Raw genomic sequence first — 24,878 nt, forward strand, 5'->3', positions numbered from 1 at the left:
TCTAAGGAGGGACATACCAACATGGCGAAACAAATGCCAGATATCGGCGATTACAAATATGGTTTCAAGGATAAAGACGTTTCGATTTTCCGTGCAGGTCGCGGTTTAACAAAAGAAATCGTAGAAGAGATTTCACATATGAAAGAAGAACCACAGTGGATGTTAGACTTCCGTTTAAAAGCACTGGATAAGTTCTATGAAATGCCAATGCCACAATGGGGCGGCGACTTAAATGATTTAGATTTCGATGAAATTACGTATTACGTAAAACCATCTGAGAAATCTGAGAAGTCTTGGGATGAAGTACCTGATGAAATTAAAGCAACATTTGATAAATTAGGTATTCCAGAAGCTGAGCAAAAATATTTAGCGGGTGTATCAGCGCAGTATGAATCTGAAGTTGTATATCACAACATGAAAGAAGACCTAGAAGCGCTAGGAATTGTCTTCAAAGATACAGATAGCGCATTAAAAGAAAACGAAGATATTTTCCGTGAGCATTTCGGAAAAGTAATTCCGCCAACTGACAACAAATTTGCAGCATTGAACTCTGCAGTTTGGTCTGGTGGATCATTTATCTACGTTCCAAAAGGTGTAAAAGTAGATACACCACTTCAAGCGTATTTCCGTATTAACTCTGAAAATATGGGACAATTCGAGCGTACGCTTATTATCGTAGACGAAGGCGCACACGTACACTACGTAGAAGGTTGTACAGCTCCTGTTTACACAACGAACTCACTTCACAGTGCGGTAGTAGAAATCATTATTAAGAAAGATGCATATTGCCGTTATACAACAATCCAAAACTGGGCAAATAACGTATACAATCTCGTTACAAAACGTGCGGTTTGTGAAGAAAACGCAACGATGGAATGGATTGATGGTAACATCGGTTCTAAATTAACGATGAAATACCCAGCTGTTATTTTAAAAGGTGAAGGTGCACGCGGTTTAACATTATCTATCGCGATTGCTGGTAAAGGCCAACACCAAGATGCTGGTGCGAAAATGATTCACTTAGCACCAAACACATCTTCAACAATCGTATCTAAATCGATTGCAAAACATGGTGGTAAAGTAACATACCGTGGTATCGTACACTTCGGACCGAAAGCGAAAAACTCTCGCTCTAACATCGAGTGTGATACATTAATCATGGATAACCAATCTACATCTGATACAATTCCTTACAACGAGATCAAAAACGATTACGTTTCACTTGAGCACGAAGCGAAAGTATCAAAAGTATCAGAAGAACAATTATTCTATCTAATGAGCCGCGGTATTTCTGAGCAAGAAGCAACAGAAATGATCGTAATGGGCTTCATCGAGCCATTCACTCGCGAACTTCCAATGGAATACGCAGTAGAAATGAACCGTCTCATCAAGTTCGAGATGGAAGGTTCTATCGGTTAATTTAAAAGTAAAAGCGTCCTGCTTGGCAGGGCGCTTTTTTATATGTAGTAAGAAAGTATCGGTGCTTTTTGCCTCTTATAGGGATATCATCAATATTCTATTTTAAATATTAATATCTGAATTTTTACTATATTTTAGAAAAAGTTATTATTTGTATAAAATGTTAACTATTGTAAAAATAGAAGGCGATTTAGAGCGAAAGATAGAATGTATTGTAGGTAGCTATCAATAAAACAAGAAGAAAGGGGAAATGAGTAGCTATGAAAAAGGTTTTAGGAGTTATTATAAGTTTTCTATTTGTTTTTATGTTCATGGGAGGAAACACGACGTTCGCAAAAGAAACATCAGAAAATTTTAGTTTTTCTCTTGAACAAGGAAAATCGTATCAATGGATGCCTGGGATGAACGATTTATTTTTGTTCGATCATCCAGTAAATGATGTAACTATTGGAACGATGCAATATACTGGGGATGAAAGTGAGGCTAAAGTGACATATGAATTAGTTCCACTTAGTTCGATCGGGAAATCTTATGCAAAAACATTAACGGGTACGTATACGAAAGAACAAGGAAAACTATATTTTTATAATGTTTCACGTGGAATCTACGTCATGAAAGTTACAAATCACTCTAGCAGTCCTGTATATGGAAATTTTTATGCGTTTTATTAAGTCGAATAAGAGATAAGAAAAAAGGTTCTCCCTATGTAGAGAACCTTTTTATAAATTTACTAATATATTCAATTTTTACTTCGTTATATAATGCGAGAAATTTTGAATTAAAACACTTTACGTTGATAAATCAATAACGATACGCTCCATGAAATGAGATAAATACATGCGGTACTAATCGTAGCTATGGCATACAAAGTAGGGATAGATAAGCTGAAAAGAGCATTGGTAACAGTACTAAACTCTATTGCAAGAAATTGTACAGCACCTGGACCAAAAGCAGTTAATACTAAAAATGAGATTATAATAATTAAGAACATACGCTCTTGTTTAAATAGATAAAATAGTGGAAATGTAAAGGCTGAAAATAGTAAAAATAATGCATTGCTCATTACAATATGTTCTACAGTAAATGACTTTTGAAAGATAATAAGCATTGCGCTCGTTACAACAACTGCTAACAACATGTGAATGATTGTTCCAATATAACGTGAAGCGACAATTTCCTTGCGTGTATAGGGTAAAGAATTTAATAAAATATTTGTTTCTGTCTTTGCATCGTAGGCAGGCGTACTAAATGGGATTAAAATACTTGCAATCGTAAATGTTAAAATAGGGTGCTTGTTCATCACAATAAAAAAGATAATGAGACCTAAATACATGAGTAATTGCTTCTTCTGTAAAATGAAATCGCGTTTGATTAAATTAAGCATGGTGCCCTACTCCTTTCGAGTAATACATAATATCTTCTAATGAAGCACGTTCAATCAAAACCTCATTTCCAAAAATCCCTTCCACTTCGGCAACATTATTTGTTAATGCCTCAAAGCCAGTCGGGGCACGGTGAACATGTACAAAAGCTTTTTCTGTATCGCGGTCTAATAAATCTGTACTGCCTTTTACGAGAGCATAATTTTCCTCGATTTCATGAATCGACTGATTGAAGAGTAATTGTCCGTTTTTTAAAAAAGCGATAAAATCAGCGATGCGATCTAAATCTGTCGTAATATGTGTAGAGAAGAAAATGGTGCGCTTGCCATCCAGCATTAATTCGTGCAGTAGATCAAGTAACTCACGTCTAAATATAGGGTCTAATCCTGCTGTTGGCTCATCCATAATAATCAACTCGGCATGATGCGATAGCGCAAGGGCTAATGAAACTTTCATTTGCATTCCTTTTGAAAATGTTTTAATCGGTTTATTCATCGGCAATTCGAACCGCTCTACATAGCGTTTAAATTGTATTTCATCCCAATTGTTATAAGCGGGTGCGACGATTCGCTTAATATCCTTTAGATTTAATCCCTCATAAAATACATTACTATCAAAAACAAAGCCGATACGCTCTTTAATTTCCTTTTCATGCGATGCGTAGTCTAAGCCAAATATTTTCACTTCACCTGCATCTGGTTTTAATAAGTTCATCATCATTTTAATGACTGTTGATTTTCCTGCACCATTTGAACCGATGAAACCTGTTACAAACCCCTTTTTGATTTGTAAATTTAATTGTTTGATCGAAAAGCCTTGAAAAGTTTTATGAACATCTCGTAGTTCTACTATATTTTCCATCTCTTTTACTCCTCATATAAAATAGTTAATAATTCATGAAGCTCGGCTAAAGGTACACCAATTTCTTTACTATTCGCAACAACAGCTAATAATTGTTCTTCAATCACTTTTAATTTTTTCTCACGTACTACGTCTAAATTTTGTTCAGCAACAAAAGATCCTTTCCCTACAATTGAATAAATAAAGCCTGCTTTTTCTAACTCTTCATACGCTCTTTTCGTCGTAATAATACTGACTTGTAAATCTTTAGCGAGCTGGCGCATGGAGGGGAGTGTCATTCCCTCCTTTAAATCACCATTTAAAATGAGTGATTTTATTTGATTCGTAATTTGTTCGTAAATCGGTTCCTTACTATTATTTGAAATAATTATTTGCATGCAAATCCCTCTTAGTATTCATATTGTATATATACTTTATATACAATATATATTTTTTATATTAAAAATGCAACGATTTTTCTGATTTTTTGGAGCGGAGTCATTTATAATCATTTCGGTTTAAAAATAAATTTTATATGAAAAGGGGAATCTTTTGCTTTTTCCTTTAATGAGAGTACAATGTAAAATAGCAAGAAAGGGCGAAAAGTATTTACAGGATTATTGTATACGCGTAGCGTAAAAGGCAGTAAGGATTTGAGAGGAGGTTTTTTCTCTGAATAGAAAGAAAGAAACAATCATCCACCTTTATCATACAAACGATATACATAGCCATTTTGAAAATTGGCCTCAAATTTCTCGGTTTGTATTAGAAGAGAAAAAGCGAAGACAAGAAGCTGGAGAGTCTGTTTTTACGTTAGATATCGGCGATCACGTGGATCGTTTTCATAGTATTACAGAAGCGACAAATGGGCGCGGGAATACGAAGTTATTAAATGAAGCGCTATATGATTATGTCACGATTGGAAATAATGAAGGAATTACACTAGCGAAGGAGCATTTAGACGATTTATACGATGATGCTGAATTTGAAGTACTTGTAGCGAATTTATTTGAAAAAGAGGGGATACGTCCTAATTGGTCACAGCCGTATAAACTTCATACAACTACAGATGGCATTACCATTGCTTTTATCGGTTTAACGGTAGCCTATCCAGAGTTTTATAACATGTTAGGATGGCATATTGAAGAGCCGATGATACATTTAGAAGCGATCTTAGATGAAGTAAAAGATAAAGCGCATATTACGGTTGTCCTTTCGCATCTTGGGAAACATGCTGATGAATATATGGCAAATAATTATGATATAGATGTTATTTTAGGAGCGCATACACATCATTTATTTGAGCGCGGCATGCTCGTAAATGGAACGTTGCTTTGTTGCTGTGAGAAGTGGGGACATTATGTTGGACATGTACAACTTACTGTAGATAAGGAAACAAAACGATTATTGAAAAAAGACGGTAGAGCGATTAAAACAGAGCGTTTAAGCGCGTATCGTAAACCGTTATCCACAATCGAGCTGTTGCAGGCAGAATGTACACATATTATGGAAGAGCCTGTTGTCCAATTAAAAGAGTCGCTGCCAATAGATTGGTTTAAAGAAACAGCATTTTCTCATATGTTAGCAAATGCGTTACGAAAATGGTGCGGGGCAGAAATTGGAATGGTAAATGCCGGAGTATTATTGGAAGGGCTGGAAGCAGGAATTGTAACGCGCGGAGATATTCACCGAATTTGTCCACATCCGATTAATCCATGTGCATTACGAGTACCGGGGAAAATATTAAAGGAAGTTATTTTAAAAGCGCGTCGTCCGAATATGGAACAGCTTGAAGTAAAGGGATTTGGTTTTCGTGGGAAAGTAATGGGGAAGATGGTTTATGATGGACTAGAGGTGATATTTGATACGGTTCCTGGGAATAAAATTTTGATTGAGGATATATTAATTAACGGCGAATCAATCGAATTAGATCGTATCTATACGGTAGGGACAATTGATATGTACACATTTGGTTACTTATACCCAGAACTATCCACACTTTCTCATAAACAATACTATATGCCAGAACTGCTTAGAGATGTGTTAGCAAATATGTTGATAACTTCTACATCGTTTAATCAAACGATAGGCTAGTTAACCTGTAACACACATTTCTCTCTCCTCATACAGATAAGAAAGAGAGGAGTGGGTGAATGATGGTGAGTATAGAGCCTATTATTATTGATCAATATACGTTTATAGGAGTTAGCGTAAAGCTTCCAAAGACAAATTTGCTAGCTATTATGAGCGATAAAGGATACATTATGTGCGGGGCATTAGATGTCGGTTTATTAAATGAGAAATTAAAAGACCGCGGGATTGTTGCTGGTCGTGCAGTTGGTGTTAGAACAATGGAACAACTGCTTGAAGCCCCGCTGGAATCGGTAACAGCTGAGGCAGAGAAATTAGGCATTACAGCAGGAACAATTGGAAAAGATGCACTATTAAAAATGATATAAGTATATATCGTCCCTCTTTCTTGCATAGAAATAATATAAGAAGGAGGGTTTCTTATGCGCACATTTCGTCCGAAGAATTCGCGGTTTAGACGTGGACCGCTTCCTTTTCGCCATGTACTACTTATCTCATTTATTATTTTTTTATTGTTGACATTTCAAGGATTGTGGATTGTGAATAAAAGTATACAGCCAACACTTATAAAGTATGGAGAAACACAAACGCATAAAATGGCAACAGTAGTAATGACAAAGGCGGTAAAAGATCGTATAAATGAAGGATTTAATGTGGATTCATTAATGAAGGTACAAAATGATAAGAATGGAAAAGTATCCACAATTGATTTAAATACGAAACAAGTAAATGAGATTTTAACATCCACAACGGCATACATAGAAAAGTATTTACATCAGGTGGAAAATGGGAATATGAAAGCGCTCGGCCTTCCAGAAGAGAGCGGAGTATCGATGTCCGTTCCGCTCGGACGCATAACAGATAATGCACTTCTTGGAAATATAGGACCCGATATTCCAATTGATTTTACAACGATTGGGCATGTTAGCACAGATATTAAGCAAAAAATCGAACCGCAAGGAATTAATAATACAGCTATTAAAATTATGATGGAGGTAGAGGTAACGTTACAAGTTATTATCCCATTTCGAACGAAAGATATTACAGTGAAGCAAGATATTCCAATTGCAACGCGAATTGTCCAAGGAGAAGTACCAGCTTATTATGGAAATGGCGGGATTGTAATACCTGATAAAAAGAAAACGGATGATTAATGGAATGAATATCATTTTGAGTTGTCTTAGTATGATTCAAGTGGCAACTAGATAGAAAGAAATAACCGTGGCAATTCGCCACAGTTATTTCTTTAAGCTAGCGCGTTCTTTTCGTTCCCATAAGCTTAAGTGCATATATGGATCAAAAGCCCATTCCGTGTAACCATTATCTTTATATAGCCCAAAGTGTAAATGAGGAGGAAATTTACCAGCTGTGCCGGGTGGCCCATATCCTGTATTTCCAACGAAGCCAAGAACTGTGCCAGGTTCTACAATTTGACCAAGCTGTATGTCTTTTGAAAATCCACCTAAATGAGCGTAATAATGATAGTTATTATACAGGTCGCGTATTCCAATACGCCATCCACCAAGACGATTCCAGCCTTTTGTTTCAATAATGCCGTAACAAGTCGATCGCACCGGGACGCCATGTCTTGCGAAAATATCAGTTCCTTCATGAATCCGTCTTCCGCCAAAGCTTCGTCCCGCACCAAAAGTACTGCGGTAGCTATGATCGCTGTGAATGGGAAGCGGGAAGGCATTTCCTTCTAAATTTATGCGTCCATAATGTTTATAAATTCGAGCATATTCCGTAATTAACTCCACGGTCTTGGCACGTCTATAATATTCCCAAAGCATAATTTTTATATGGTCTTCAGAAGTTCCTTGTTTTGTTATAATTGTTGCTATTGTGTGCAACAAATCACGGTCATTATTTGCATCTGCTCGTCCATCTTGATTCCCATCTAAACCAATTCCAGCAAATAAAGAAATAGTATAAGGTAGAGTATCATGAGGAGCAGGATTAGCGGGCCCTGACCATATTTCTGGTTTGAAATAAATAGAAATAATCGCATCAGGTTTTTTCGGAATATCACGCCTAACACTTCGTATATTACGTTCATATTGATCGATGGCAGCTAGATAATACCAAGGAACACCCGAAGATTGCTCAGTCTCTTTATAGAGTTCCATCCGTTTATCATATATGCTTTGTTTCTCTTCACCATAAGCGATGCCTTGCTGAAGAAGAAAGAAAATCGAAAGTAAGAGAGAAATTTTTCGAAGCATGAAATAGACTCCTTTCACAACATCACTCTCTTTAGTGTTAGATATACGGAATATTTCATTATAGTAAATCATTGGTAAAAAATCTTGCAATCTTCATTTGAGCAAATCGCTTTCATACGTTAAAATAGATATGTTACATTGAAAGAAGCGAACACGGTAAACTATTTCATATTGTGCGGAGTTGATAACATGACAAAACAAACAGAATATAAGCGCAAGCCCGAATGGTTGAAAATTAAGTTAAATACAAATGAAAACTATACAGGCTTAAAGAAAATGATGCGTTCTAAGCAGCTTCATACAGTTTGTGAAGAGGCAAAATGTCCGAACATTCATGAATGTTGGGCAGTAAGAAAAACAGCAACATTTATGATTTTAGGTGCAGTTTGTACACGTGCTTGCCGCTTCTGTGCGGTTAAAACAGGCTTACCAACAGAGCTTGATTTACAAGAGCCAGAACGCGTAGCGGATTCTGTTGTACAAATGGGATTAAAACACGTTGTTATAACAGCGGTTGCACGTGATGATTTAAAGGACGGAGGAGCTGCTGTTTTTGCTGAAACAGTGCGCGCAGTCCGCCGCAAAAATCCATTTACATCGATTGAAGTGTTACCATCTGATATGGGTGGGGTAGAAGAGAATTTAAGAATGTTAATGGATGCAAAACCAGATATTTTAAACCATAACATTGAAACGGTACGTCGATTATCTGACCGAGTTCGCGCAAGAGCAAAATATGAACGTTCCTTAGAATTTTTACGTCGTGCAAAAGAAATGCAACCTGATATTCCAACTAAATCTAGTATTATGGTGGGATTAGGAGAAACAAGAGAAGATTTACTTGAAGCAATGGACGATTTACGTGCGAACAATGTGGATATTTTAACGCTTGGACAATATCTACAACCATCTAAGAAACACTTACCAGTTATTCGATATTACACACCGGCTGAATTTGCAGAGCTGAAAGAGATTGCGCTTAGCAAAGGATTCAGTCACTGTGAAGCTGGTCCACTTGTGCGTTCTTCTTACCACGCAGATGAGCAAGTTCGCTCTGCAAAAGAGAATACAGTAGAAGCAAAATAATACAAAAAAGAGAGCAAATGACTAGCTCTCTTTTTTGTATTCCAAAACAGGATTTTGACATGTGGATAAAATTTTTTTTAATTCTTCTGTGGATAATTCTATTGTAAAATCTGGAACACCTGGTGATATTAAAATTTTATCGTAGTTGTAGATAGAGCGATCCACAATAATTGTTACATCCTTCGAATAGCCAAAAGGAGCGACGCATCCAGGAATACATCCAGTTTGTTCCCTTAGTTCATCTGGTGAACAAAGAGAGAGGTGTTGTCCGGTTATTGTTTTCATTTTGTTTCGATCCAAACGAGTGCCTTCTATTGTGAAGAATACATAATAGGAATCAGATTTTGATTTTAAAAATAAGCTTTTGCTTGGAGTTCCTTGCAAACCAAGGCGCTCGCGAACAACTCGATCTGTTTCATAATCGAGAACTGGCTCATGTTCAAACTTTTCGTAAGAAGCGTTTGTTTTATGTAGTAAAGATATTACTTCTTCATACATACTTTGTGATACCCCTTCCTATGTTTGTTACAAGTTCATCTCATTTTTCATACATGTTGTAAAACTATAATGAGCATGTTTAGGCATCTTCTCGTGATGTCAACTGAATGAATTTGAAAGGGATGTTTTTTGTGAGTACTATGTTATATACTATTTTTTCCACAGTCTGTGAATTGTCGGTTGTTCAGAAATTGTAATTTCATAAACATCAGGGTTACTTACATTTTTCCACTCTTGAAAACCAATCTGATGATGAAAGTACTTTAGAATAAGCGTTAGCAGATTTCCGTGTGTAACAAGTACCGTTACTTGATGCTCTTTTTCTAAAACATGCTTGATTAATGAAGTTACACGTTCCATTGCTTGTTTTGTTGACTCTCCGCCTAAGAAGGCAATATCTATATTTATAAAAGTATATTCTAATTTCTGTAGCCAATCTTCCATGGGTCTATTGCTCAGTATACGTTCGGCTAAGCGTTCATCTTGCTCAATTTGTAGGTTCGCTAGTGATGCAAATGGTGTAATGGACTGAATTGCTCTTTTAAAAGGACTCGAAATAATAGAATCGATTTGTAAGCGACTTGTCATAAGAAATTCAGCAAGGGCAGATGCTTGCTTTTCGCCTTCAATTGTGAGCGTTGCATCACGGCTTTGCCCTGTTGCAGAGCAGTGCCGGATTACAATTAACTTCTTCAAATTTCATCCCTCACTTTTCAAGTTGACGCTACATAACTTCGACAAACGGAAGAAAAAGTCCTCTATTCAAAAAAGCTAAGCATTTTTTCGCTTAGCTTTTTGAAGGTTCTATTGTCAGTTTTTCTTTCATTTTTCGAATGAGAATGAATGCAAAAATAGTAAAAATAAAGAAAATACTTTCTGTAACAAATATATTCAGCACTTGTTTTTGATAAAGAGCTGCAAAGAAATCAACGAGTGCATGAAATAGCACAGCATATAGGACGAAAATATATTTTTTCTGTTTTACACCATACAACACAAGCATTGTAAAGGAAATTTGTAGAACAAGTGCCATTATTCTTTCTGCCCCGCCTAGTAAGTATAGATAGGAAGGAGCAGACAGTAATGCATCTTGTACTTGACTAAGTTGGGGTGTTTTTTCAATGAGTTGTGCAAAGCTACCATTATTAATAGAAGTAGCAAAAATAAGAGCTTGAAGCCCAGCAAGTCCTCCAATTAAGATGGATTCAATCCCTCCATGACCGATTCCGTAGGCAAAGCCGTCTTTATATTCTTGGTATTTCTTTAATAGGAAAAAGAAGGCGATAAAGCGTCCTGCTTCTTCAAAGATACCAGCGGCAAGTCCGCCATAGATTGCATACAGAAATGGATTTTCTAATATTTTAGAGGTTGTCGGATTTCCTAGCATGAATACATGAAGGGGTGTTTCAAGAATTTGAGCAAATCCGATAAAGACGAGAATACCTACCCCAACTACTTTCCAGTTTATACGATATTTTTTTCGCAAATAGATAAAAGTAATAATAGGCACAAAAATCGAAAGAACAAGTTGAATAATGATGCTGGTAATGACAGCATTTGAAACCATAAATTTCACCGCTTTCTAATATATGTACATTTATATTATGCCTGAATTTTTCTGAAATGTGGAGTAGTCTCCATTTTTAACATAAAAAAGATGAATTTCTGGTTGACTCTCACGTTGCGTGATACTTTATTGTAGAAGCTGAGGGAGGCAAGAACAATGACAATGAGAGTAAAAGAAGTAGCCGATTTAGTAGGCATTAGTGTGCGCACACTCCATCATTATGATGAAATTGGACTATTAATTCCAGATGAAGTAACAGAATCAGGATATCGCCTATATTCCAACAAAAACTTAGAAACACTACAGCAAATTTTATTTTTTAAAGAGCTTGGCTTCCCTTTAAAGAAGATTAAGGAAATTATCATGAGTCCGTCATTTGACCGAGAGGAAGCGCTTCAGTTGCACCGGAAAATGCTGCTTGAGAAACGCGAGCGGTTAGATAAGATGATTGCGACGATTGCTAAAACAATAAAACATGCAAAAGGAGAGATTCAAATGACGAATAAAGAGAAATTTGAAGGATTTGATTTCAGTCATAACCCATATGAACAAGAAGCGCGAGAACGATGGGGAAATGAAGCAGTTGATAAGGCGAATAAAGCGGCTGCTAGTATGTCTAAAGAAAAGCAAGAAGAGTTGAATCATATATACCGAAAGCTTGCCGCTCTTCGGCATCATGCACCCGATTCAAAAGAAGCACAAGAAGCAATGCAAGAGTGGTATGATTATTTACAAAGATTTGGCCATTATTCATTAGAGGCCTTTAAAGGTTTAGGACAAATGTATGTGGATGATGAACGTTTTACGAAAAACATTGATCAGTTTGGAAAAGGTTTGGCTCAGTTTATGTGCGATGCTATGGCAATATATGCAGATCGTCATCAAAAATAAGAAAAATAGAGGATGCCTAAAGATAGGCGTCCTCTATTTTTACTTTTTAATCATATCATTTAACGTCTCATTTTGCGTATTGTTTAAATGTGGATTTTTGCTCATTTCACGTTTTAACATAGTAATACTTTGTTCATATTCGGTATCGTTTAATTGACCAGATTGAAGTCCTTGAATTTGAGAAATCAACTTTTGGTCTGTTGAGACATATGCTTTATAATAGCGAGGAACGACGGACAAAGCTGTTCGGTATACTTGATCTGTCACAAGCTTATGATTATTTGTATTTGCACGATATACAACGAATACTTCATCGTCAGTTACAAGTGTAGCAGCATTTGTTACGTCGGGAAGTTTCACAGTCATACTTGTAATCATTTCAGCGACTTTCTCTCGGTTTATACTACCCACCTGATTATTGGATACTTCATGCTTTTGTTTCGAAGAATATCCAACCCTTGTAAGTCTCGTATTTGTATTTTCTGAATGATACATGTCATTTTTATCGGAAACAAGGATACGGCTTCCTTCCTCACGTTCCATTTCGGCCTTATTTGCTACTTGGCATCCTGCAAATAAAGAAAGGGTGAGAAACGAAAGAATCATTTGCCTTTTCATGATGGATCACCTCCTTCTTTATAGCATTTACTATTTTTCAATTTTTTGTATTTGAAATTGTTGGTTGTAAGCCTTTGTGATACGATAAAAAGAAGAATGCTTAGAAAGGAAGTTAATGATGGAACAAAAGCAAGAGATTCATGCTACGGTGAGCATTAATAATGTTCAATACGAAGTAATTAAAGACTATCGTGACGGTTTTCGTGAAGAAGCATTTAAAGAGCGCTATGCAGAAATTTTAAATAAATATGATTATATCGTTGGTGACTGGGGATACGATCAACTAAGATTGCGCGGCTTTTTTGATGATAGTAACCAACGTGCGACATATGATACGAAAATTAGCACAGTATCGGAGTACCTATACGAATATTGTAATTTTGGTTGTGCATACTTTGTATTGCGAAAAGTGAAAAAATAAAAAAGATCCTCTTACGATAGAAGTAAGAGGATCTTTTTGGTGCATTCATAAAATTTGATTGCTATATTTTTTATTTCGTCTTCAGGTGAAAAATGTATTTCCTTACTTTTGTTAACTTGATGGCTATGCTCCTTAAGGGAGCTTTTTTTATGCTGCAGGTTCTGTTGGAGCTAGTTGAGGAGTTACTTCCCCGCCATCCATTCCGTCATTCATCATAGATTGATTCATAAATTTATTAATCATTTCTTGCAGCTCATCCATTGGAACAATGTTCTTTTCAGAAGTATCGAATGTGAATTTGATTGGTTTATCGATAGATTTGATATTGGAATGAATATTCACATCAAATTTAATTGTTTCATTTTTATCTTTAGGGTTTTTTGCTTCGATATGAATTACTGCATCCTGTTTTTTAATTGTGTTTCCATCCATTGTATAAGTTAAAGAAACAGAAGATTTACCAAGGTCTCCATCTTTTAATTCTTTCTTAAAGTCTGCAATTTCTTGCTTTGTTCCAGTGAAGTTTTTCATTTTAGACATTTCATCAAATACCTTTTCAATCACTGTTTTTAAATCTTTACCTGTTAATTTCACAGTATATACATCTTTTTCTTTTGTAAATTTGTCTTCAGGAAGCGCTTTGATTGCATCTAATAACGCTTTTTGTACTTTCGCTTGGATTTCCATAGATTCTTTTGTATCTACTTCTCCTAAATCTTTCATATCCATTTTGATAACTTTTCCTTCTAGAGTAGAAAAACTATCACCAGGAATGCCAGCTAATTGTAAAAGCGATTTTACATTATTCGCTTTTACATATAAAGCCTTTTTCCCTTCATCCATAAACATTGGAATCGATATATCCATTTTCATTGCATCTGTTTTAATATTTGCACCAATTGTTATTTCATCTTTTTTTGCATCTTTATCTGTTTTTGAATCAACTGTAATGGATACGTTTTTTAACATATCCATTGCCGCTTTATCTTCTGGTTTCATATCTTTCGCATTAGAATCGAATTTAAAAGAAACGGAACCGCTTGATTCCATTTGTTTTGCATTTAAAATGCTTTCTGTGGAAGAAACAACGGTTTCTTTTGCAGATTTTCCACACGCAGATAAAGCGAAAAGACTCAAACTTGCTGCAACTACTAATCCCATTTTCCCAAACTTCAAAAAAATCACCTTTTCTAATATATTCTTATTGTTCTTACATTAATATATTAACAAAATATTTAGAGTTTTAGAAGGTTTATTTTTCCTTTATTGTGAAAAAATGATGGTGAATCGTTTAAATATTGTTGATTTCATAAACTTAAAACGCGAAAAATTCAGTTGAAATAAAAGGTAACTCCTATCTTTGTTTCTTGTAATTATTAAATTTTGTGAGTAAAAGAATCAATTTATATATATAAAGAGAGATTTTACGTCGTTTTAATAGTTATTTTGATGAGGTAAGTCTTAAGAAGATTTTTAAAAAAATTATTTGGCAATTTCTTATTTCAAACTGCTTTCTTTACTTGCATTCTGTATTTAGATAAATGTAGGAAAAATGATTAGAGAAGTATGATGCATGAAATATTTTAATCGAGATTGCTGAACTTATTTCTCGTAAAGGAGCAAACTTGAAAAGTCTAAAAGAGGCATGGCTTGATACAACTACGGCATATGGAAAAATGTTCTTTACTGTTTTTGCAGGGATTGCTCAGTTTGAACGAGATTTAACTTCTGAACGGACAAAAGAAGGAATTATAGCAGCAAAGAAATGGGGGAAATATACTGGGAGACTAAAAACCGATGAAGAAAAAATAAATGAAGCTTTATATTTGATAGAACAAGGAATGAATCGTACGGATGCGGCAGAAAAAGCGGGTGGCTTTTTTGAGACTGATGCTATTCAATTGCTGACCATTGCAAAGTAAATGTTGGCATGTGCAGAAGACGTCCTTTGGATAGAAATAGCTTTGTTCATACGTACATAATAGGCCGGCAATTCAAAAACCACCAGCCACTAAAGTAGCTGGTGCCATAATATTAAATCAGTTCAAATAAGAATGAGCGCAGTTCTTCGGCAATTTCTTCAGAGACAGAAAAAGCATGCTCTAAGTAGCCAGGTTCGTTTAAATCGTCAGTTCCAATGATAGCGAATTTATTACGTTGCATATCAAGGACAATTGTTTTGCCATAATGACGATCGGAGTATAAAAGCGCTAAATCATGGCGTTCGTTTTCTCCCATAAAGCTAACGAAACGAGTTTTTGTAGCGACTGTATCGTCGTACAGAAAGAAACGTTCTTCCATACTGTGCATGCACGCTCCTTTTTAAATATCTAAGTTTAAATGAGGCTTATGGTCTAAATGGTGATGTGTTTTAATAAAGCGTACCGTTCTTGTTTTATAACGCATAACGATAGAGTATGTTTCTGCTAAATCACCGCCGAGGAATTTTACACCATCTAATAACTCGCCAGCAGATACACCTGTTGCTGAGAAAATTGCATCATCGCCAGATACTAAGTCTTCTAACATAAGAAGTTGACGAGGATCTTCTAGTCCCATTTTACGGCAACGCACTTCCTCTTCCTCATTCATTGGTACTAAGCGCGCTTGCATTTCTCCGCCAAGACACTTTAATGCGGCTGCAGAGATAACACCTTCTGGAGCGCCTCCAATACCGACAAATAAGTCGATTCCTGTTCCTGGTAAAGCGGTAGCGATAGAGGCACCAACGTCACCATCACCAAATAATTTCACACGTGCTCCTTTCGCACGCACACGATCAATAATATCTTGATGACGTTCACGTTCTTGGACGATAACCGTTAGGTCACGAATTTTTTTATTGTTTGCTTCTGCTACAATTTCAATTGTTTTTTCAATTGGATCATCTAAGCTAATTTTACCAGCTGCGTTTGGACCAACCGCGATCTTTTCCATGTACATATCTGGAGCATGAAGAAGATTTCCTTTATCTGCAATTGCGATAACTGCCATTGCATTTGCAAGGCCTTTTGCAACGATATTTGTACCTTCTAATGGGTCAACGGCAATATCTACTTCTGGACCGTTTCCTGTTCCTAATTTTTCACCAATATATAACATTGGTGCTTCATCAAGCTCTCCTTCACCAATTACAACAGTACCTGCCATGTTTACTGAATCAAACATATTACGCATAGCAGTAGTTGCTGCATCATCTGCTTCATTTTTTTTTCCGCGTCCCATCCATTGTGCGGATGCTAATGCTGCGGCTTCTGTTACACGGACAATTTCTAATGCGAGTTCACGTTCCAAGGTGACATTCCTCCAATTTCAAAAATCATACAATTATAACTATAACAAATTACAGGGAAAAGGTGAATTCGAAAAATTGTCGATTTTTTCAGAAGAAAAGGTTACAATTAAAATGTAAATGCTTTAATTTCCAGGTAGGTGACCTTTTATGTACTTTGTAGATAGAAAAAAGATTGAGAAAATGTTAACGTGTTTAGAACAAGTTGTAGATACATTTCAAGAGAAAAAAAAATATGAAACAAATTTTGAATACTATGCGTTAGAACGCATGTCTCATCTTATCATTGACTGTATATTAGATGTTGGTAACGCAATGATTGATGGATTTATTATGCGTGATCCAGGAAGTTATGAAGATATTATTGATATTTTAATGGATGAAAAAGTAATAAGCGGAGCGGAAGGAGAAGGACTGAAAGAAGTGATTCTTCTTCGAAAAATGCTTATGCAAGATTATATTGAAATGAATCATAAAAAATTATATGAAACAATTCAAAGACAGATTGCATTCGTACAAACATACCCTGCGAATATTCGCCGTTATTTAGAAAAGGAATTAGGACCTGTATCTGCATTTGTTGCAGAATAAATGGGTAGATAATATCCCTACTTTTTAGGGATATTATCATGGTTATCATAGTGAGAAACAAGGGAGAAGGGTGAGAAAGAGAAATGGGGGAAACGCGTACAACAAAAGAAGAAATTGTACAGCTTTTAAAAATCAACGGGGAGCACACCGTTGCGGAGTTAGCAGAGTCATTGGAGATTACGGAAATGGCAGTACGTCGACATTTAAGTAAACTAGAGAAAGAGCAACTGATTGATTCCAAAATGGTAAGACAACATGTTGGACGACCGACATATTTATACGGTCTTAGTCAAAAAGGAGAAGATACATTTCCGAAAGAATATAAGCAATTTGCAATCGATATGCTGAAAGATTTAGCGAGCAGTGGTAATGAAGAGCTACTTCGGCAAGTGTTAAAAGCACGAACAAACAGAATGAAAGAGCATCTTCAAAAACGAGTGGATGGAAAAGGGAGTTTGGCATATAAATTGCAAGAAGTAGCTGCAATTCAAGAGAAAAATGGTTATATGGTACAAGTGGAACAAGAAGATGAACAATCGTTTATCTTGAAAAAACAAAATTGTCCATTGATGGCCATTGCAGAAAAATTTCCACAGCTATGTGAAGATGAAAAAGATATGTACAAACAATTGTTTTCTGAAGCAGATGTAAAGATATTAACCAATATGTGTGATGGGGACTGCAATTGCTCTTATCGAATTCAAGAGAAAAAATAAACGTAATGAGACGCTTTAGAGTAAAGCGTTTTTTTCTTTTGGAAAAGAGGGTAATATAGGAAAGGGATGGACGCTATGATAAAAGGAGAGACAGAATAGATGTATAAAGGTTATTTAATTGACTTAGATGGTACGATGTATCGCGGTGAAGAACAAATTGAAGAAGCAAGTGACTTTGTAAAAGCATTACAAGAGCATGGTATCCCATATTTATTTGTAACGAATAATTCAACGCGAAAACCGAAGCAAGTTGCTGAAAAACTTGTTCGTTTCGATATTCCAGCTGAACCAGAGCAAGTATTTACAACGAGTATGGCGACAGCGAACTTTATTTATGAACGTAAACAAGATGCTACTGTGTATATGATTGGGGAAGAAGGCTTACATGATGCACTTGTGGAAAAAGGGTTTAAGCTTGTGGATGAAAATCCTGACTTTGTCATTGTTGGATTAGACCGCGATATCACATATGAAAAATTGGCAAAGGCATGTCTTGCTGTACGTAATGGCGCAACGTTTATTTCTACAAACGGAGACATTGCTATTCCGACTGAGCGTGGGTTACTACCTGGGAACGGTTCACTAACATCTGTTGTAGCAGTATCCACAGGTGTAGATCCAATCTTTATTGGGAAACCAGAATCCATTATTATGGAACAAGCCTTGAAAGTACTTGCTGTGACGAAGGAAGAGGCACTCATGGTTGGGGATAACTATGATACCGACATATTAGCAGGGATAAATGCTGGTATGGATACGCTTCTTGTCCACACTGGAGTCACAACTGTGGAAAAATTAAAAGATTATGAAGTGCAACCAACGCATGTTGTGCATAACTTGACGGAGTGGATTGAGAAAATGTAATAAGAGACAGGTAACGAAATGGTTGCCTGTTTTTTTTATGCACAATTGCATATATGATATATGTATCTAAAATATAAAATTAAATTGTAATGATATATGAATAAAGGTGGTGATAGGAAATGTATGCAATGTCATGGATTATTTTCGGTCTTACATTGTGTATCTTAGTTTTCATTTTACGGAAAATATATGAAGTGAACAATGTAAAAAAGACTGTTGGGAAGCTTATTGCAACATATCCGCGAGTGAAGAGACGTTGGATCGCATTATTGGGACCAGCATATTTCATCGGACAATGTATTTATACGTATGTTCAATATGTAAGTGGAGATATTGATACACTTGAACAGTTTCTTGTTCAGTCAAGTAGTTATGCTGTAGCAAGTTGCTTTATGGTTTTGTTAGCGATTCATCTTGTTAAAAGTGTACAAATATACGAAAAAGGTGTAATAGATGGATTGAACTTTTATTCATACGAAGAATTAAAAGGATATAAAACATCAGTATGGGAAACGCAAAAAGAAAATATTTTCTTATATCGCGGAAGAGAAAAAATGAATGATAATGTGAATTTACATATTAGGGAAGAGGATATGAGTGAGGTAGAAAATATTCTTCAAAAATATATTCCTAAATTAATGATGAAATAAAAACTTCGGTCTTATAACCGGAGTTTTTATTAATAGGGGAAAGATTGTTTGAGAATAAAAGGGGGATTTTAGATTTGACATAGAAACTTGTTAGTAAATTATTTTTAGAAAGGGAGCGAGCGGATGAATATACACAAACTGACAGAACGAGAAGCAAAAGAAATCAGTACGTGGCAGTATGAAGAACCGTATACGCTGTATAGCTTTTCAAATAGTGAAGAGACGATAAAAGAGTTGTTAAATGATACATATTATGGATGTTGTAATGAGAATGGCGAGCTCATTGGTTATTTTTGCTTTGGAGAAAGTGCACAAGTGCCAGGGGGAAGAGAGGCTAATTTATATGGGGGAGAAGGTGTAATAGATATTGGTCTGGGCATGAAGCCAGAATTAACGGGGCAAGGAAGAGGGAAAGAATTTTTTCAGGCTGGAATACAGTTTGCTATTCATGCATTTCAGCCGCAAAAAATTCGCTTAAGTGTTGCAGCGTTTAACGAAAGGGCCAGTATGTTATATAAGAATGTTGGATTTAAACAGCAAGTTGTATTCATAAGCAGAGAAAAGAAGTTCCTGCTTATGGTCCAGTCCAAATTAGACGGATCATATAACCGAAGAAAATCATGTAAAATAGTATGGCGATAGAACATGCTCTAGCTACTGTACGAACAAATCCTCTTTCACCAATGAATGCTAAAACAATGGATAGAACACTACATGTAATTATAGTTGTTTCTAATGATGGGGTGAGACGCAGTGTCCATACAAAACATAGAAAAAATAGAGTGCTACTAATGAATGCAAGCAGTAGAGAAAACAAAGAAAAGGCTTGTTTATGAGTCATTTCAATCCACCCCTTTTTACAAGGAGTATATAACACCTTGAAATATATGTAAATTTAAAAAAGAACCTCCTTCTATCTTGAACTAGAAGGGAGGTTCTTTTCCTTTACTCTGCATGCTCAGCTCGGTGTGCCAAACGACTTGAAGCAGCGGCAGCGATACCGCCAACGATATCATCAAGAAATGTATTAACTTTTCCAGTTGATTTATCATTTAAGTATTCTAAAATACCTGGTTTTAATTTATCGATATATCCAAAATTTGTGAAGCCAATAGAGCCATAGACATTCACGATAGAAAGTGCGATTACTTCATCAATTCCGTATAATCCTTCATCGCGCTTTACAATATCTTGCAACGGTTCACTTAACAGACCTTTTTCAGCAAGGATATCTAATTCAATTCCTGTAATAAGGGCATTTTGAACTTCACGTTTCGATAATACACGTTCTACATTGTAACGACATTCTGCCATCTCTAAATTAGGATGGTATTTTTTTTGAAGAAAGTGAACGAGTTCAGCAATGTCATCGATTGTTACACCGCGCTCTTGTAAAAGTTGGAATGCTTTTTCTTGTAGTTGATTTGATTCTTTCATGTTTATCACCTTTTTTTCTTTTTATTATTTGTATACGTTTCTTAGCTTTATCATGTGCATAGGAATGAAAGGCGAGCACAAGCTCATATATATATAGAAAAAAACATAGGTGGCGACTATGATGATTCAGCATATTTATGAGCATTATCAAATGCATGTCAAAGAATTAATTCCCCTTGGCCCCTATAAAAGTTTTTGGATTCGCAATAAAATTTATGTACTTCTTCCGATTGGAAATATGGAAGAGGAAGTACTTGTTGAAATGAAAAAGCTCAGTGATTATATGAACCAGCAAGGGGATATTACTGTTGCAACTTTCGTTCCAACGATACACGGTTACTATGTAAGTGAAATAGAAGAGACAAATTATTGTTTATTAAAAGGTATCCGCTTGCTTGAACGACATGCTGCTCCATTAGGAAGTGAACTTTCATTATTCCATAAACGCGGTGCCTTTTTCCCAGAGGAAATTGATAAATTAAGCCGCATTGGTGAATGGAAATCGCTATGGGAAAAGAGACTTGATCAATTAGAGCGTTTTTGGCAATCACAGGTTATGAACCATCCTTCAGACGTATTTGATCAATTGTTTATTGAATCATTCCCTTATTATTTAGGAATTGCTGAAAATGCTATTCAATATGTTGTTGATACAGAGATAGATGATACACCACAGCTTTCTGATTCCGCAACGATTTGCCAAGAGAGATTTACACCTTTATTATGGCAACAAACAAATCGGTTAAAAATTCCTATTGACTGGGTATATGATCATCCAACTAGAGATATAGCAGAATGGATGCGCTCTATAATGACGGAAAAAAAGAAAGATTCGGAGCGACTAATTGTTCAATTTATTTCCGAGTATGAACGAAATTATTCGTTATCCTCTTTTGGATGGCGTTTGTTATTTGCGCGTTTACTGTTTCCGCTCCAATACTTTGAAACAATAGAAAGTTACTATCAAACAGATAATGAAGAACATAAAAGTGTATACAGAGATCGCTTAGAAGACATTTTACACGATATGAACCGTTCAGAGCAATTTATGAAGCATTTTTATGAATTTTTTCGATTACCTGTTAATAAGTTAGGGATTCGCAAATTAGATTGGTTATCGTAAACAATGCTGTAGAATCAAACAGAGACCTCTGTTTGATTCTACATATTGCGGTGAAGAAAAGGTGTCATTATTTGTCGAGCGGTCGATAAGTTGTATCGAATCGCCGATATAATTTCAATTACCATTTGTTTTTCAAAAAAAAACAAAAAAGAGATCAGATTTGATCTCTTTTTTTGAGGCGATTTTGAGCAAGCCGCCTTTGCTTTTAAATGTATCTAGCTCCGGCGGCTAGAACAGTCGGTCATTTCGCTTCTTCCTGCGAGGCAAAGAACGCCTCTACGTCAAAAGCTCCAATGTCCTTCTATTCTGAGCGAGCCGCCTTTGCTTTTAAATGTATCTAGCTCCGGCGGCTAGAACAGTCGGTCATTTCGCTTCTTCCTGCGAGGCAAAGAACGCCTCTACGTCAAAAGCTCCAATGTCCTCCTGTTCTGAGCGAGCCGCCTTCGCTTTTAAATTAAAATACTTGTTCTACTTCGATTACGCCTGGTACTTCTTCTAGTAGTGCGCGTTCGATACCAGCTTTTAATGTGATTGTAGAACTTGGGCAGCTTCCGCATGCACCCATAAGGCGTAGTTTTACGATACCATCTTCAATATCTACTAATTCAACGTCACCGCCATCGCGAAGTAAGAACGGACGTAATTTATCTAATACTTCTAGTACTTGTTCTTGCATGTTTGGGTTTTCCATTTTTATCGACTCCTTTCATCCATTTTATTATAATCAAGATACAGGGGAAAATCTATTTTTTCTGTTCTTGTTTTATTGTCGAAATGTGCAATCATGTTTACAATGTGTTTTTTCAGTATAGGGGTATAGTATAAACTTGTAAAGTGATGCGCTTATGTAGTTAAGTCATCTGAATATACTGTTAGAACAGGAAGTTAGGGGGAAAAAGAATGATTCATGTTCAAGTGTATGGTGCAAAAGTGATTTGTGCAAGTTGCGTTGGAATGCCATCTTCAACGGAAACGTTTGAGTGGTTGCAAGCAGCAATTGGTCGTAAGTATGAAGGAAAAGAAGATCAATTTAAATTTGAATACATCGATATTCAAGAAGAGCAAGAAGATGCAGAGAAGCAAGCTTTTGCAGAGCGTGTGATTGAAGAAGATTTATTTTATCCAGTTGTTCTTGTCAATGGAGAAATCGTTGGAGAAGGAAGTCCTCGTTTGAAAGATGTATATGAAGAGATTGAGAAATATTTATAAATTGAAAAGCCTTTGTGAATGCAAAGGTTTTTTTAATAACTATAAAAGGAAAAATATTGAAGGCGGTGTGGGCAATAGATATCGTGAAGCAAGAATTACCAGAAGAAGTAAAAGAGTTAATGGAACAATATGTAAGTAGGCTACAAGAAATCTTGTTAGATGAAGAACTGGTAGGAGTATATGTGTATGGTTCCGTTGCATTAGGGGCATTTTGCTATGAGACAAGTGATATTGATTTTATTACAGTAACAAGCAAAAGGATGGAGGAAGATATGCAATTTCAAATAAAGAAATTGCATAAAACCCTTAGTAAGCATAAGTTTGGAAAACGAATGGATGGTATGTATATTTCTGTCGCTGATTTAGGAAATGGAAATAAGGATATAGAAGAGTATATGTACTGCGCAAATGGAAAAATAAACATAGGACACTGGGATATAAATGCAGTGACTTGGTGGACGTTGAAGAATCAAGGAATTACTGTTACGGGGCTGGAAGCGAAGGAACTTCCTTTTCACCCGTCATGGAGCGATGTTCAAAGAACGATGAAATATAATGTAGAGAAATATTGGAACGAAAAAGTATCGCGTCCTTATTTATTTCTTAGTGGGGAATGGGTAGAATCAGCTGTTGTGACAATGGGACGTATAGTAGTCACTCTCGAGCAAAAGAGAATTGTTTCAAAAGATGAAGGGTTGCAATATATGATGAAGTCTTCTTCTGAAAAATGGAAGCCGTTATTCTGGGAGGTTGAACGTATAAGAAGGAATGCGGGAGAAAGGCGAATGATTTCCATATGGAGAAGAGCAAAGATGACGCGGGAGTATTTGGTTAGTACGATCGAACTATGTAAAAAGGTGTATACAAATAGTAGGTAGTTTCGTTTCTCTACATACTTGAAGTGATAGAGTAAAAGCAGCTATTGTTAATATGAGAATGATGATATTGATTTTAGTGAACTACCCGCTACTTAAATTCTAACGAATTTTGAAGTAGGGGCTTCTCAGTTCCACGACGAAAGCAACCTTTCGTCTCCCTGAGCGTTACTTCGGGTTATTCCACCCCTAGATGTCCAACGCTTGGACGTTCTTTTTTACGGTTGATATTTTACGCAGGAACCGAACGGCTTGGTTTTCGCACTTTGTTTTCTTCCTGCAACCTTATATATCAAGTTATCAAAGAACTTCATGTGTCTAGTTTATCAAAAATATTTTGGCTATGCCAAACCGAAATTCATCTCCCACCTACCGTTGGGTTATCGCCCTGCACACGCTTGAGGAAGGAGAATTCTTCCGGATAAAGCGTTAAATTTTTACCCATCCCATGGTTCAAAGTTAAAGATCATTTCTTACGATAAAGAAATGATCTTTTTATATAACAACAAAAAAATAATGTTAATAGATAAAAATTTATTGTAAAACGATAAAAATGTGTTAAAATCAAATTTGCAATCAATAAGAGAGGTGCTGTCTATGAAACGAGAAACATTCTTTTTAAAAATTGCCGTTATTCTTATCGGTATTCCAATTCTTACTTTATGTATATTTTTAGTACCTAAGATAGGGTCTTTTGCAGCAGAATTGTATCCAGATATTGTTTATATGAAATATCTCGTTCTAATTGATTTGTATGCAGCGGCGATTCCTTTTTACTTTGCCCTGTATCAAGCTTTCAAACTTTTGCAATATATTGATAAGAATGAAGCGTTCTCGGAATTATCTGTGAGAGCTTTAAAGAATATAAAGAACTGTGCCATTACAATTAGTAGCTTGTATGTGATAGGTATGCCACTTTTCTATCTCATTGCGGAGAGAGACGATGCCCCTGGCATTATATTAATTGGATTGGTCATTATTTTTACTTCAACGGTTATCGCAGTTTTTGCTGCTGTTCTTCAAAAGCTATTAAAAAATGCTGTAGATATAAAGGCAGAAAATGATTTAACGGTTTGAGGTGAA

31 protein-coding genes and 1 pseudogene are annotated in these 24,878 nt (G+C 35.9%); 19 read left to right on the forward strand and 13 right to left on the reverse strand.

Translation table 11 applies throughout. The features are described 5' to 3' along the window. The first annotated feature begins 21 nt into the window (after positions 1-21). A complete protein-coding gene (gene sufB, locus MR058_RS10750; RefSeq protein ID WP_087099313.1) occupies positions 22-1,419 on the forward strand; it encodes a Fe-S cluster assembly protein SufB in 1,398 nt (465 codons plus the stop codon). Between the two features lie 311 nt (positions 1,420-1,730). Further along, on the forward strand, positions 1,731-2,090 hold the full coding sequence (locus MR058_RS10755; RefSeq protein WP_242144016.1) for a hypothetical protein: 360 nt from the start codon (positions 1,731-1,733) through the stop codon (positions 2,088-2,090). Positions 2,091-2,197: 107 nt separating this feature from the next. Here MR058_RS10755 and MR058_RS10760 read toward each other — a convergent pair whose 3' ends face one another. Genes MR058_RS10760 through MR058_RS10770 form a run of 3 tightly spaced genes read right to left on the reverse strand, consistent with a single transcriptional unit; the run spans position 2,198 to position 4,039 of the window. Beyond that, complete coding sequence (locus tag MR058_RS10760; protein WP_242144017.1) at positions 2,198-2,803, reverse strand: ABC-2 transporter permease; 606 nt, start codon at positions 2,801-2,803, stop codon at positions 2,198-2,200. After that, positions 2,796-3,662: an ABC transporter ATP-binding protein gene (locus MR058_RS10765; protein WP_242144018.1), complete on the reverse strand. Its 867-nt coding sequence runs from the start codon at positions 3,660-3,662 to the stop codon at positions 2,796-2,798. Before MR058_RS10765 ends, MR058_RS10760 begins: the two co-directional genes overlap by 8 nt. A 5-nt stretch (positions 3,663-3,667) precedes the next feature. After that, positions 3,668-4,039, reverse strand: coding sequence for a GntR family transcriptional regulator (locus tag MR058_RS10770; protein ID WP_242144019.1), 372 nt, complete (start codon positions 4,037-4,039; stop codon positions 3,668-3,670). 295 nt (positions 4,040-4,334) lie between these two features. On the opposite strand from MR058_RS10770, the gene MR058_RS10775 reads away from it, so the two are divergent. The 3 genes from MR058_RS10775 to yunB all read left to right on the forward strand — a co-directional run bounded on the left by MR058_RS10775 (position 4,335) and on the right by yunB (position 6,886). Then, a complete protein-coding gene (locus MR058_RS10775) occupies positions 4,335-5,735 on the forward strand; it encodes a bifunctional metallophosphatase/5'-nucleotidase (RefSeq protein ID WP_472927009.1) in 1,401 nt (466 codons plus the stop codon). 62 nt (positions 5,736-5,797) lie between these two features. Continuing rightward, positions 5,798-6,100 carry a YunC family protein gene (locus MR058_RS10780; protein ID WP_242144020.1) on the forward strand — a complete coding sequence of 101 codons (303 nt, stop codon included), beginning with the start codon at positions 5,798-5,800 and terminating at the stop codon, positions 6,098-6,100. A 54-nt stretch (positions 6,101-6,154) separates the two neighbouring features. Beyond that, complete coding sequence (yunB, locus tag MR058_RS10785; RefSeq protein ID WP_242144021.1) at positions 6,155-6,886, forward strand: sporulation protein YunB; 732 nt, start codon at positions 6,155-6,157, stop codon at positions 6,884-6,886. An 84-nt stretch (positions 6,887-6,970) separates the two neighbouring features. Here the strand turns inward: yunB and MR058_RS10790 are convergent, their stop codons facing one another. Continuing rightward, positions 6,971-7,957, reverse strand: coding sequence for a M23 family metallopeptidase (locus tag MR058_RS10790; RefSeq protein WP_242144022.1), 987 nt, complete (start codon positions 7,955-7,957; stop codon positions 6,971-6,973). Between the two features lie 189 nt (positions 7,958-8,146). Here MR058_RS10790 and lipA point away from each other — a divergent pair, with 189 nt between their 5' ends. Next, positions 8,147-9,043, forward strand: coding sequence for a lipoyl synthase (lipA, locus tag MR058_RS10795; protein WP_242144023.1), 897 nt, complete (start codon positions 8,147-8,149; stop codon positions 9,041-9,043). 21 nt (positions 9,044-9,064) lie between these two features. Here lipA and MR058_RS10800 read toward each other — a convergent pair whose 3' ends face one another. The 3 genes from MR058_RS10800 to MR058_RS10810 form a co-directional block, all read right to left on the reverse strand. Continuing rightward, complete coding sequence (locus MR058_RS10800) at positions 9,065-9,541, reverse strand: YbaK/EbsC family protein (RefSeq protein WP_242144024.1); 477 nt, start codon at positions 9,539-9,541, stop codon at positions 9,065-9,067. 150 nt (positions 9,542-9,691) lie between these two features. Further along, positions 9,692-10,237, reverse strand: coding sequence for a histidine phosphatase family protein (locus tag MR058_RS10805; RefSeq protein ID WP_242144025.1), 546 nt, complete (start codon positions 10,235-10,237; stop codon positions 9,692-9,694). Positions 10,238-10,328: 91 nt separating this feature from the next. Continuing rightward, on the reverse strand, positions 10,329-11,108 hold the full coding sequence (locus tag MR058_RS10810) for a YhfC family intramembrane metalloprotease (RefSeq protein WP_242144095.1): 780 nt from the start codon (positions 11,106-11,108) through the stop codon (positions 10,329-10,331). 156 nt (positions 11,109-11,264) lie between these two features. Between MR058_RS10810 and MR058_RS10815 the strand changes: the two genes are divergently transcribed. Beyond that, entirely contained in the window at positions 11,265-11,999 is a 735-nt protein-coding gene (locus MR058_RS10815) for a MerR family transcriptional regulator (RefSeq protein WP_242144026.1), read from the forward strand. 39 nt (positions 12,000-12,038) lie between these two features. Here the strand turns inward: MR058_RS10815 and MR058_RS10820 are convergent, their stop codons facing one another. Beyond that, positions 12,039-12,617, reverse strand: a complete 579-nt coding sequence (locus MR058_RS10820; RefSeq protein WP_242144027.1) for a YhcN/YlaJ family sporulation lipoprotein — start codon at positions 12,615-12,617, stop codon at positions 12,039-12,041. A 118-nt stretch (positions 12,618-12,735) separates the two neighbouring features. Here MR058_RS10820 and MR058_RS10825 point away from each other — a divergent pair, with 118 nt between their 5' ends. Continuing rightward, on the forward strand, positions 12,736-13,038 hold the full coding sequence (locus MR058_RS10825; RefSeq protein ID WP_242144028.1) for a YutD family protein: 303 nt from the start codon (positions 12,736-12,738) through the stop codon (positions 13,036-13,038). Positions 13,039-13,185: 147 nt separating this feature from the next. On the opposite strand, the gene MR058_RS10830 is transcribed toward MR058_RS10825, so the two are convergent. Beyond that, positions 13,186-14,214: a hypothetical protein gene (locus MR058_RS10830; RefSeq protein ID WP_277926527.1), complete on the reverse strand. Its 1,029-nt coding sequence runs from the start codon at positions 14,212-14,214 to the stop codon at positions 13,186-13,188. Between the two features lie 407 nt (positions 14,215-14,621). Between MR058_RS10830 and MR058_RS10835 the strand changes: the two are divergent. After that, positions 14,622-14,960, forward strand: a pseudogene (locus MR058_RS10835) (recombinase family protein); the annotation flags it as partial. A 112-nt stretch (positions 14,961-15,072) separates the two neighbouring features. Here the strand turns inward: MR058_RS10835 and MR058_RS10840 are convergent. Together MR058_RS10840 and glpX are read right to left on the reverse strand one after the other, a co-directional pair. Further along, positions 15,073-15,339 (reverse strand): DUF3055 domain-containing protein, encoded by a 267-nt coding sequence (locus MR058_RS10840; protein ID WP_041810600.1) that lies wholly within the window; start codon positions 15,337-15,339, stop codon positions 15,073-15,075. Positions 15,340-15,360: 21 nt separating this feature from the next. After that, positions 15,361-16,332 (reverse strand): class II fructose-bisphosphatase, encoded by a 972-nt coding sequence (gene glpX / locus MR058_RS10845; RefSeq protein ID WP_242144030.1) that lies wholly within the window; start codon positions 16,330-16,332, stop codon positions 15,361-15,363. 148 nt (positions 16,333-16,480) lie between these two features. Between glpX and MR058_RS10850 the strand changes: the two genes are divergently transcribed. From MR058_RS10850 to MR058_RS10875, 6 genes are all read left to right on the forward strand, one after another. Further along, positions 16,481-16,921, forward strand: a complete 441-nt coding sequence (locus tag MR058_RS10850; protein WP_242144031.1) for a DUF86 domain-containing protein — start codon at positions 16,481-16,483, stop codon at positions 16,919-16,921. An 83-nt stretch (positions 16,922-17,004) separates the two neighbouring features. Then, on the forward strand, positions 17,005-17,637 hold the full coding sequence (locus MR058_RS10855; protein ID WP_242144032.1) for a helix-turn-helix transcriptional regulator: 633 nt from the start codon (positions 17,005-17,007) through the stop codon (positions 17,635-17,637). 99 nt (positions 17,638-17,736) lie between these two features. Beyond that, positions 17,737-18,501 carry a TIGR01457 family HAD-type hydrolase gene (locus MR058_RS10860; RefSeq protein WP_242144033.1) on the forward strand — a complete coding sequence of 255 codons (765 nt, stop codon included), beginning with the start codon at positions 17,737-17,739 and terminating at the stop codon, positions 18,499-18,501. Between the two features lie 119 nt (positions 18,502-18,620). After that, positions 18,621-19,151, forward strand: a complete 531-nt coding sequence (locus MR058_RS10865) for an iron ABC transporter substrate-binding protein (protein WP_242144034.1) — start codon at positions 18,621-18,623, stop codon at positions 19,149-19,151. 123 nt (positions 19,152-19,274) lie between these two features. Continuing rightward, a complete protein-coding gene (locus MR058_RS10870; RefSeq protein WP_242144035.1) occupies positions 19,275-19,793 on the forward strand; it encodes a GNAT family N-acetyltransferase in 519 nt (172 codons plus the stop codon). Continuing rightward, positions 19,784-19,987, forward strand: coding sequence for a hypothetical protein (locus MR058_RS10875; protein WP_242144036.1), 204 nt, complete (start codon positions 19,784-19,786; stop codon positions 19,985-19,987). The genes MR058_RS10870 and MR058_RS10875 overlap by 10 nt, the downstream gene beginning before the upstream one ends. Before the next feature lie 109 nt (positions 19,988-20,096). On the opposite strand, the gene MR058_RS10880 is transcribed toward MR058_RS10875, so the two are convergent. Further along, positions 20,097-20,588: a phosphatidylglycerophosphatase A family protein gene (locus tag MR058_RS10880; RefSeq protein WP_242144037.1), complete on the reverse strand. Its 492-nt coding sequence runs from the start codon at positions 20,586-20,588 to the stop codon at positions 20,097-20,099. Between the two features lie 121 nt (positions 20,589-20,709). Here MR058_RS10880 and yutH point away from each other — a divergent pair, with 121 nt between their 5' ends. Next, complete coding sequence (yutH, locus tag MR058_RS10885) at positions 20,710-21,711, forward strand: spore coat putative kinase YutH (RefSeq protein WP_242144038.1); 1,002 nt, start codon at positions 20,710-20,712, stop codon at positions 21,709-21,711. Between the two features lie 454 nt (positions 21,712-22,165). Here yutH and MR058_RS10890 read toward each other — a convergent pair whose 3' ends face one another. Beyond that, positions 22,166-22,402 carry a NifU family protein gene (locus MR058_RS10890; protein WP_012096008.1) on the reverse strand — a complete coding sequence of 79 codons (237 nt, stop codon included), beginning with the start codon at positions 22,400-22,402 and terminating at the stop codon, positions 22,166-22,168. A gap of 209 nt (positions 22,403-22,611) precedes the next feature. Here MR058_RS10890 and MR058_RS10895 point away from each other — a divergent pair, with 209 nt between their 5' ends. The 3 genes from MR058_RS10895 (at position 22,612) to MR058_RS10905 (ending at position 24,872) form a co-directional block, all read left to right on the forward strand. Further along, positions 22,612-22,920, forward strand: a complete 309-nt coding sequence (locus tag MR058_RS10895; RefSeq protein WP_242144039.1) for a YuzD family protein — start codon at positions 22,612-22,614, stop codon at positions 22,918-22,920. 119 nt (positions 22,921-23,039) lie between these two features. Then, a complete protein-coding gene (locus tag MR058_RS10900; RefSeq protein ID WP_242144096.1) occupies positions 23,040-23,798 on the forward strand; it encodes a nucleotidyltransferase family protein in 759 nt (252 codons plus the stop codon). 594 nt (positions 23,799-24,392) lie between these two features. Next, positions 24,393-24,872: a DUF2975 domain-containing protein gene (locus MR058_RS10905; protein ID WP_242144040.1), complete on the forward strand. Its 480-nt coding sequence runs from the start codon at positions 24,393-24,395 to the stop codon at positions 24,870-24,872. Positions 24,873-24,878: the final 6 nt, after the last annotated feature.

Origin of the sequence: Bacillus cereus group sp. BfR-BA-01430, assembly GCF_022663115.1 — a bacterium.
GTDB classification, from domain to species: domain Bacteria; phylum Bacillota; class Bacilli; order Bacillales; family Bacillaceae_G; genus Bacillus_A; species Bacillus_A cereus_BD.

Bases quoted from the DNA above. Each gene is read 5' to 3' on its own strand.
- sufB (WP_087099313.1), top strand. From the start codon at position 22: ATGGCGAAACAAATGCCAGATATCGGCGATTACAAATATGGTTTCAAG.
- MR058_RS10755 (WP_242144016.1), top strand. From the start codon at position 1,731: ATGGGAGGAAACACGACGTTCGCAAAAGAAACATCAGAAAATTTTAGT.
- MR058_RS10760 (WP_242144017.1), bottom strand. From the start codon at position 2,803: ATGCTTAATTTAATCAAACGCGATTTCATTTTACAGAAGAAGCAATTA.
- MR058_RS10765 (WP_242144018.1), bottom strand. From the start codon at position 3,662: ATGGAAAATATAGTAGAACTACGAGATGTTCATAAAACTTTTCAAGGC.
- MR058_RS10770 (WP_242144019.1), bottom strand. From the start codon at position 4,039: ATGCAAATAATTATTTCAAATAATAGTAAGGAACCGATTTACGAACAA.
- MR058_RS10780 (WP_242144020.1), top strand. From the start codon at position 5,798: ATGGTGAGTATAGAGCCTATTATTATTGATCAATATACGTTTATAGGA.
- yunB (WP_242144021.1), top strand. From the start codon at position 6,155: ATGCGCACATTTCGTCCGAAGAATTCGCGGTTTAGACGTGGACCGCTT.
- MR058_RS10790 (WP_242144022.1), bottom strand. From the start codon at position 7,957: ATGCTTCGAAAAATTTCTCTCTTACTTTCGATTTTCTTTCTTCTTCAG.
- lipA (WP_242144023.1), top strand. From the start codon at position 8,147: ATGACAAAACAAACAGAATATAAGCGCAAGCCCGAATGGTTGAAAATT.
- MR058_RS10800 (WP_242144024.1), bottom strand. From the start codon at position 9,541: ATGTATGAAGAAGTAATATCTTTACTACATAAAACAAACGCTTCTTAC.
- MR058_RS10810 (WP_242144095.1), bottom strand. From the start codon at position 11,108: ATGGTTTCAAATGCTGTCATTACCAGCATCATTATTCAACTTGTTCTT.
- MR058_RS10815 (WP_242144026.1), top strand. From the start codon at position 11,265: ATGACAATGAGAGTAAAAGAAGTAGCCGATTTAGTAGGCATTAGTGTG.
- MR058_RS10820 (WP_242144027.1), bottom strand. From the start codon at position 12,617: ATGAAAAGGCAAATGATTCTTTCGTTTCTCACCCTTTCTTTATTTGCA.
- MR058_RS10825 (WP_242144028.1), top strand. From the start codon at position 12,736: ATGGAACAAAAGCAAGAGATTCATGCTACGGTGAGCATTAATAATGTT.
- MR058_RS10840 (WP_041810600.1), bottom strand. From the start codon at position 15,339: ATGGAAGAACGTTTCTTTCTGTACGACGATACAGTCGCTACAAAAACT.
- MR058_RS10850 (WP_242144031.1), top strand. From the start codon at position 16,481: ATGTACTTTGTAGATAGAAAAAAGATTGAGAAAATGTTAACGTGTTTA.
- MR058_RS10855 (WP_242144032.1), top strand. From the start codon at position 17,005: ATGGGGGAAACGCGTACAACAAAAGAAGAAATTGTACAGCTTTTAAAA.
- MR058_RS10860 (WP_242144033.1), top strand. From the start codon at position 17,737: ATGTATAAAGGTTATTTAATTGACTTAGATGGTACGATGTATCGCGGT.
- MR058_RS10865 (WP_242144034.1), top strand. From the start codon at position 18,621: ATGTATGCAATGTCATGGATTATTTTCGGTCTTACATTGTGTATCTTA.
- MR058_RS10870 (WP_242144035.1), top strand. From the start codon at position 19,275: ATGAATATACACAAACTGACAGAACGAGAAGCAAAAGAAATCAGTACG.
- MR058_RS10875 (WP_242144036.1), top strand. From the start codon at position 19,784: ATGGCGATAGAACATGCTCTAGCTACTGTACGAACAAATCCTCTTTCA.
- MR058_RS10880 (WP_242144037.1), bottom strand. From the start codon at position 20,588: ATGAAAGAATCAAATCAACTACAAGAAAAAGCATTCCAACTTTTACAA.
- yutH (WP_242144038.1), top strand. From the start codon at position 20,710: ATGATTCAGCATATTTATGAGCATTATCAAATGCATGTCAAAGAATTA.
- MR058_RS10890 (WP_012096008.1), bottom strand. From the start codon at position 22,402: ATGGAAAACCCAAACATGCAAGAACAAGTACTAGAAGTATTAGATAAA.
- MR058_RS10895 (WP_242144039.1), top strand. From the start codon at position 22,612: ATGATTCATGTTCAAGTGTATGGTGCAAAAGTGATTTGTGCAAGTTGC.
- MR058_RS10900 (WP_242144096.1), top strand. From the start codon at position 23,040: ATGGAACAATATGTAAGTAGGCTACAAGAAATCTTGTTAGATGAAGAA.
- MR058_RS10905 (WP_242144040.1), top strand. From the start codon at position 24,393: ATGAAACGAGAAACATTCTTTTTAAAAATTGCCGTTATTCTTATCGGT.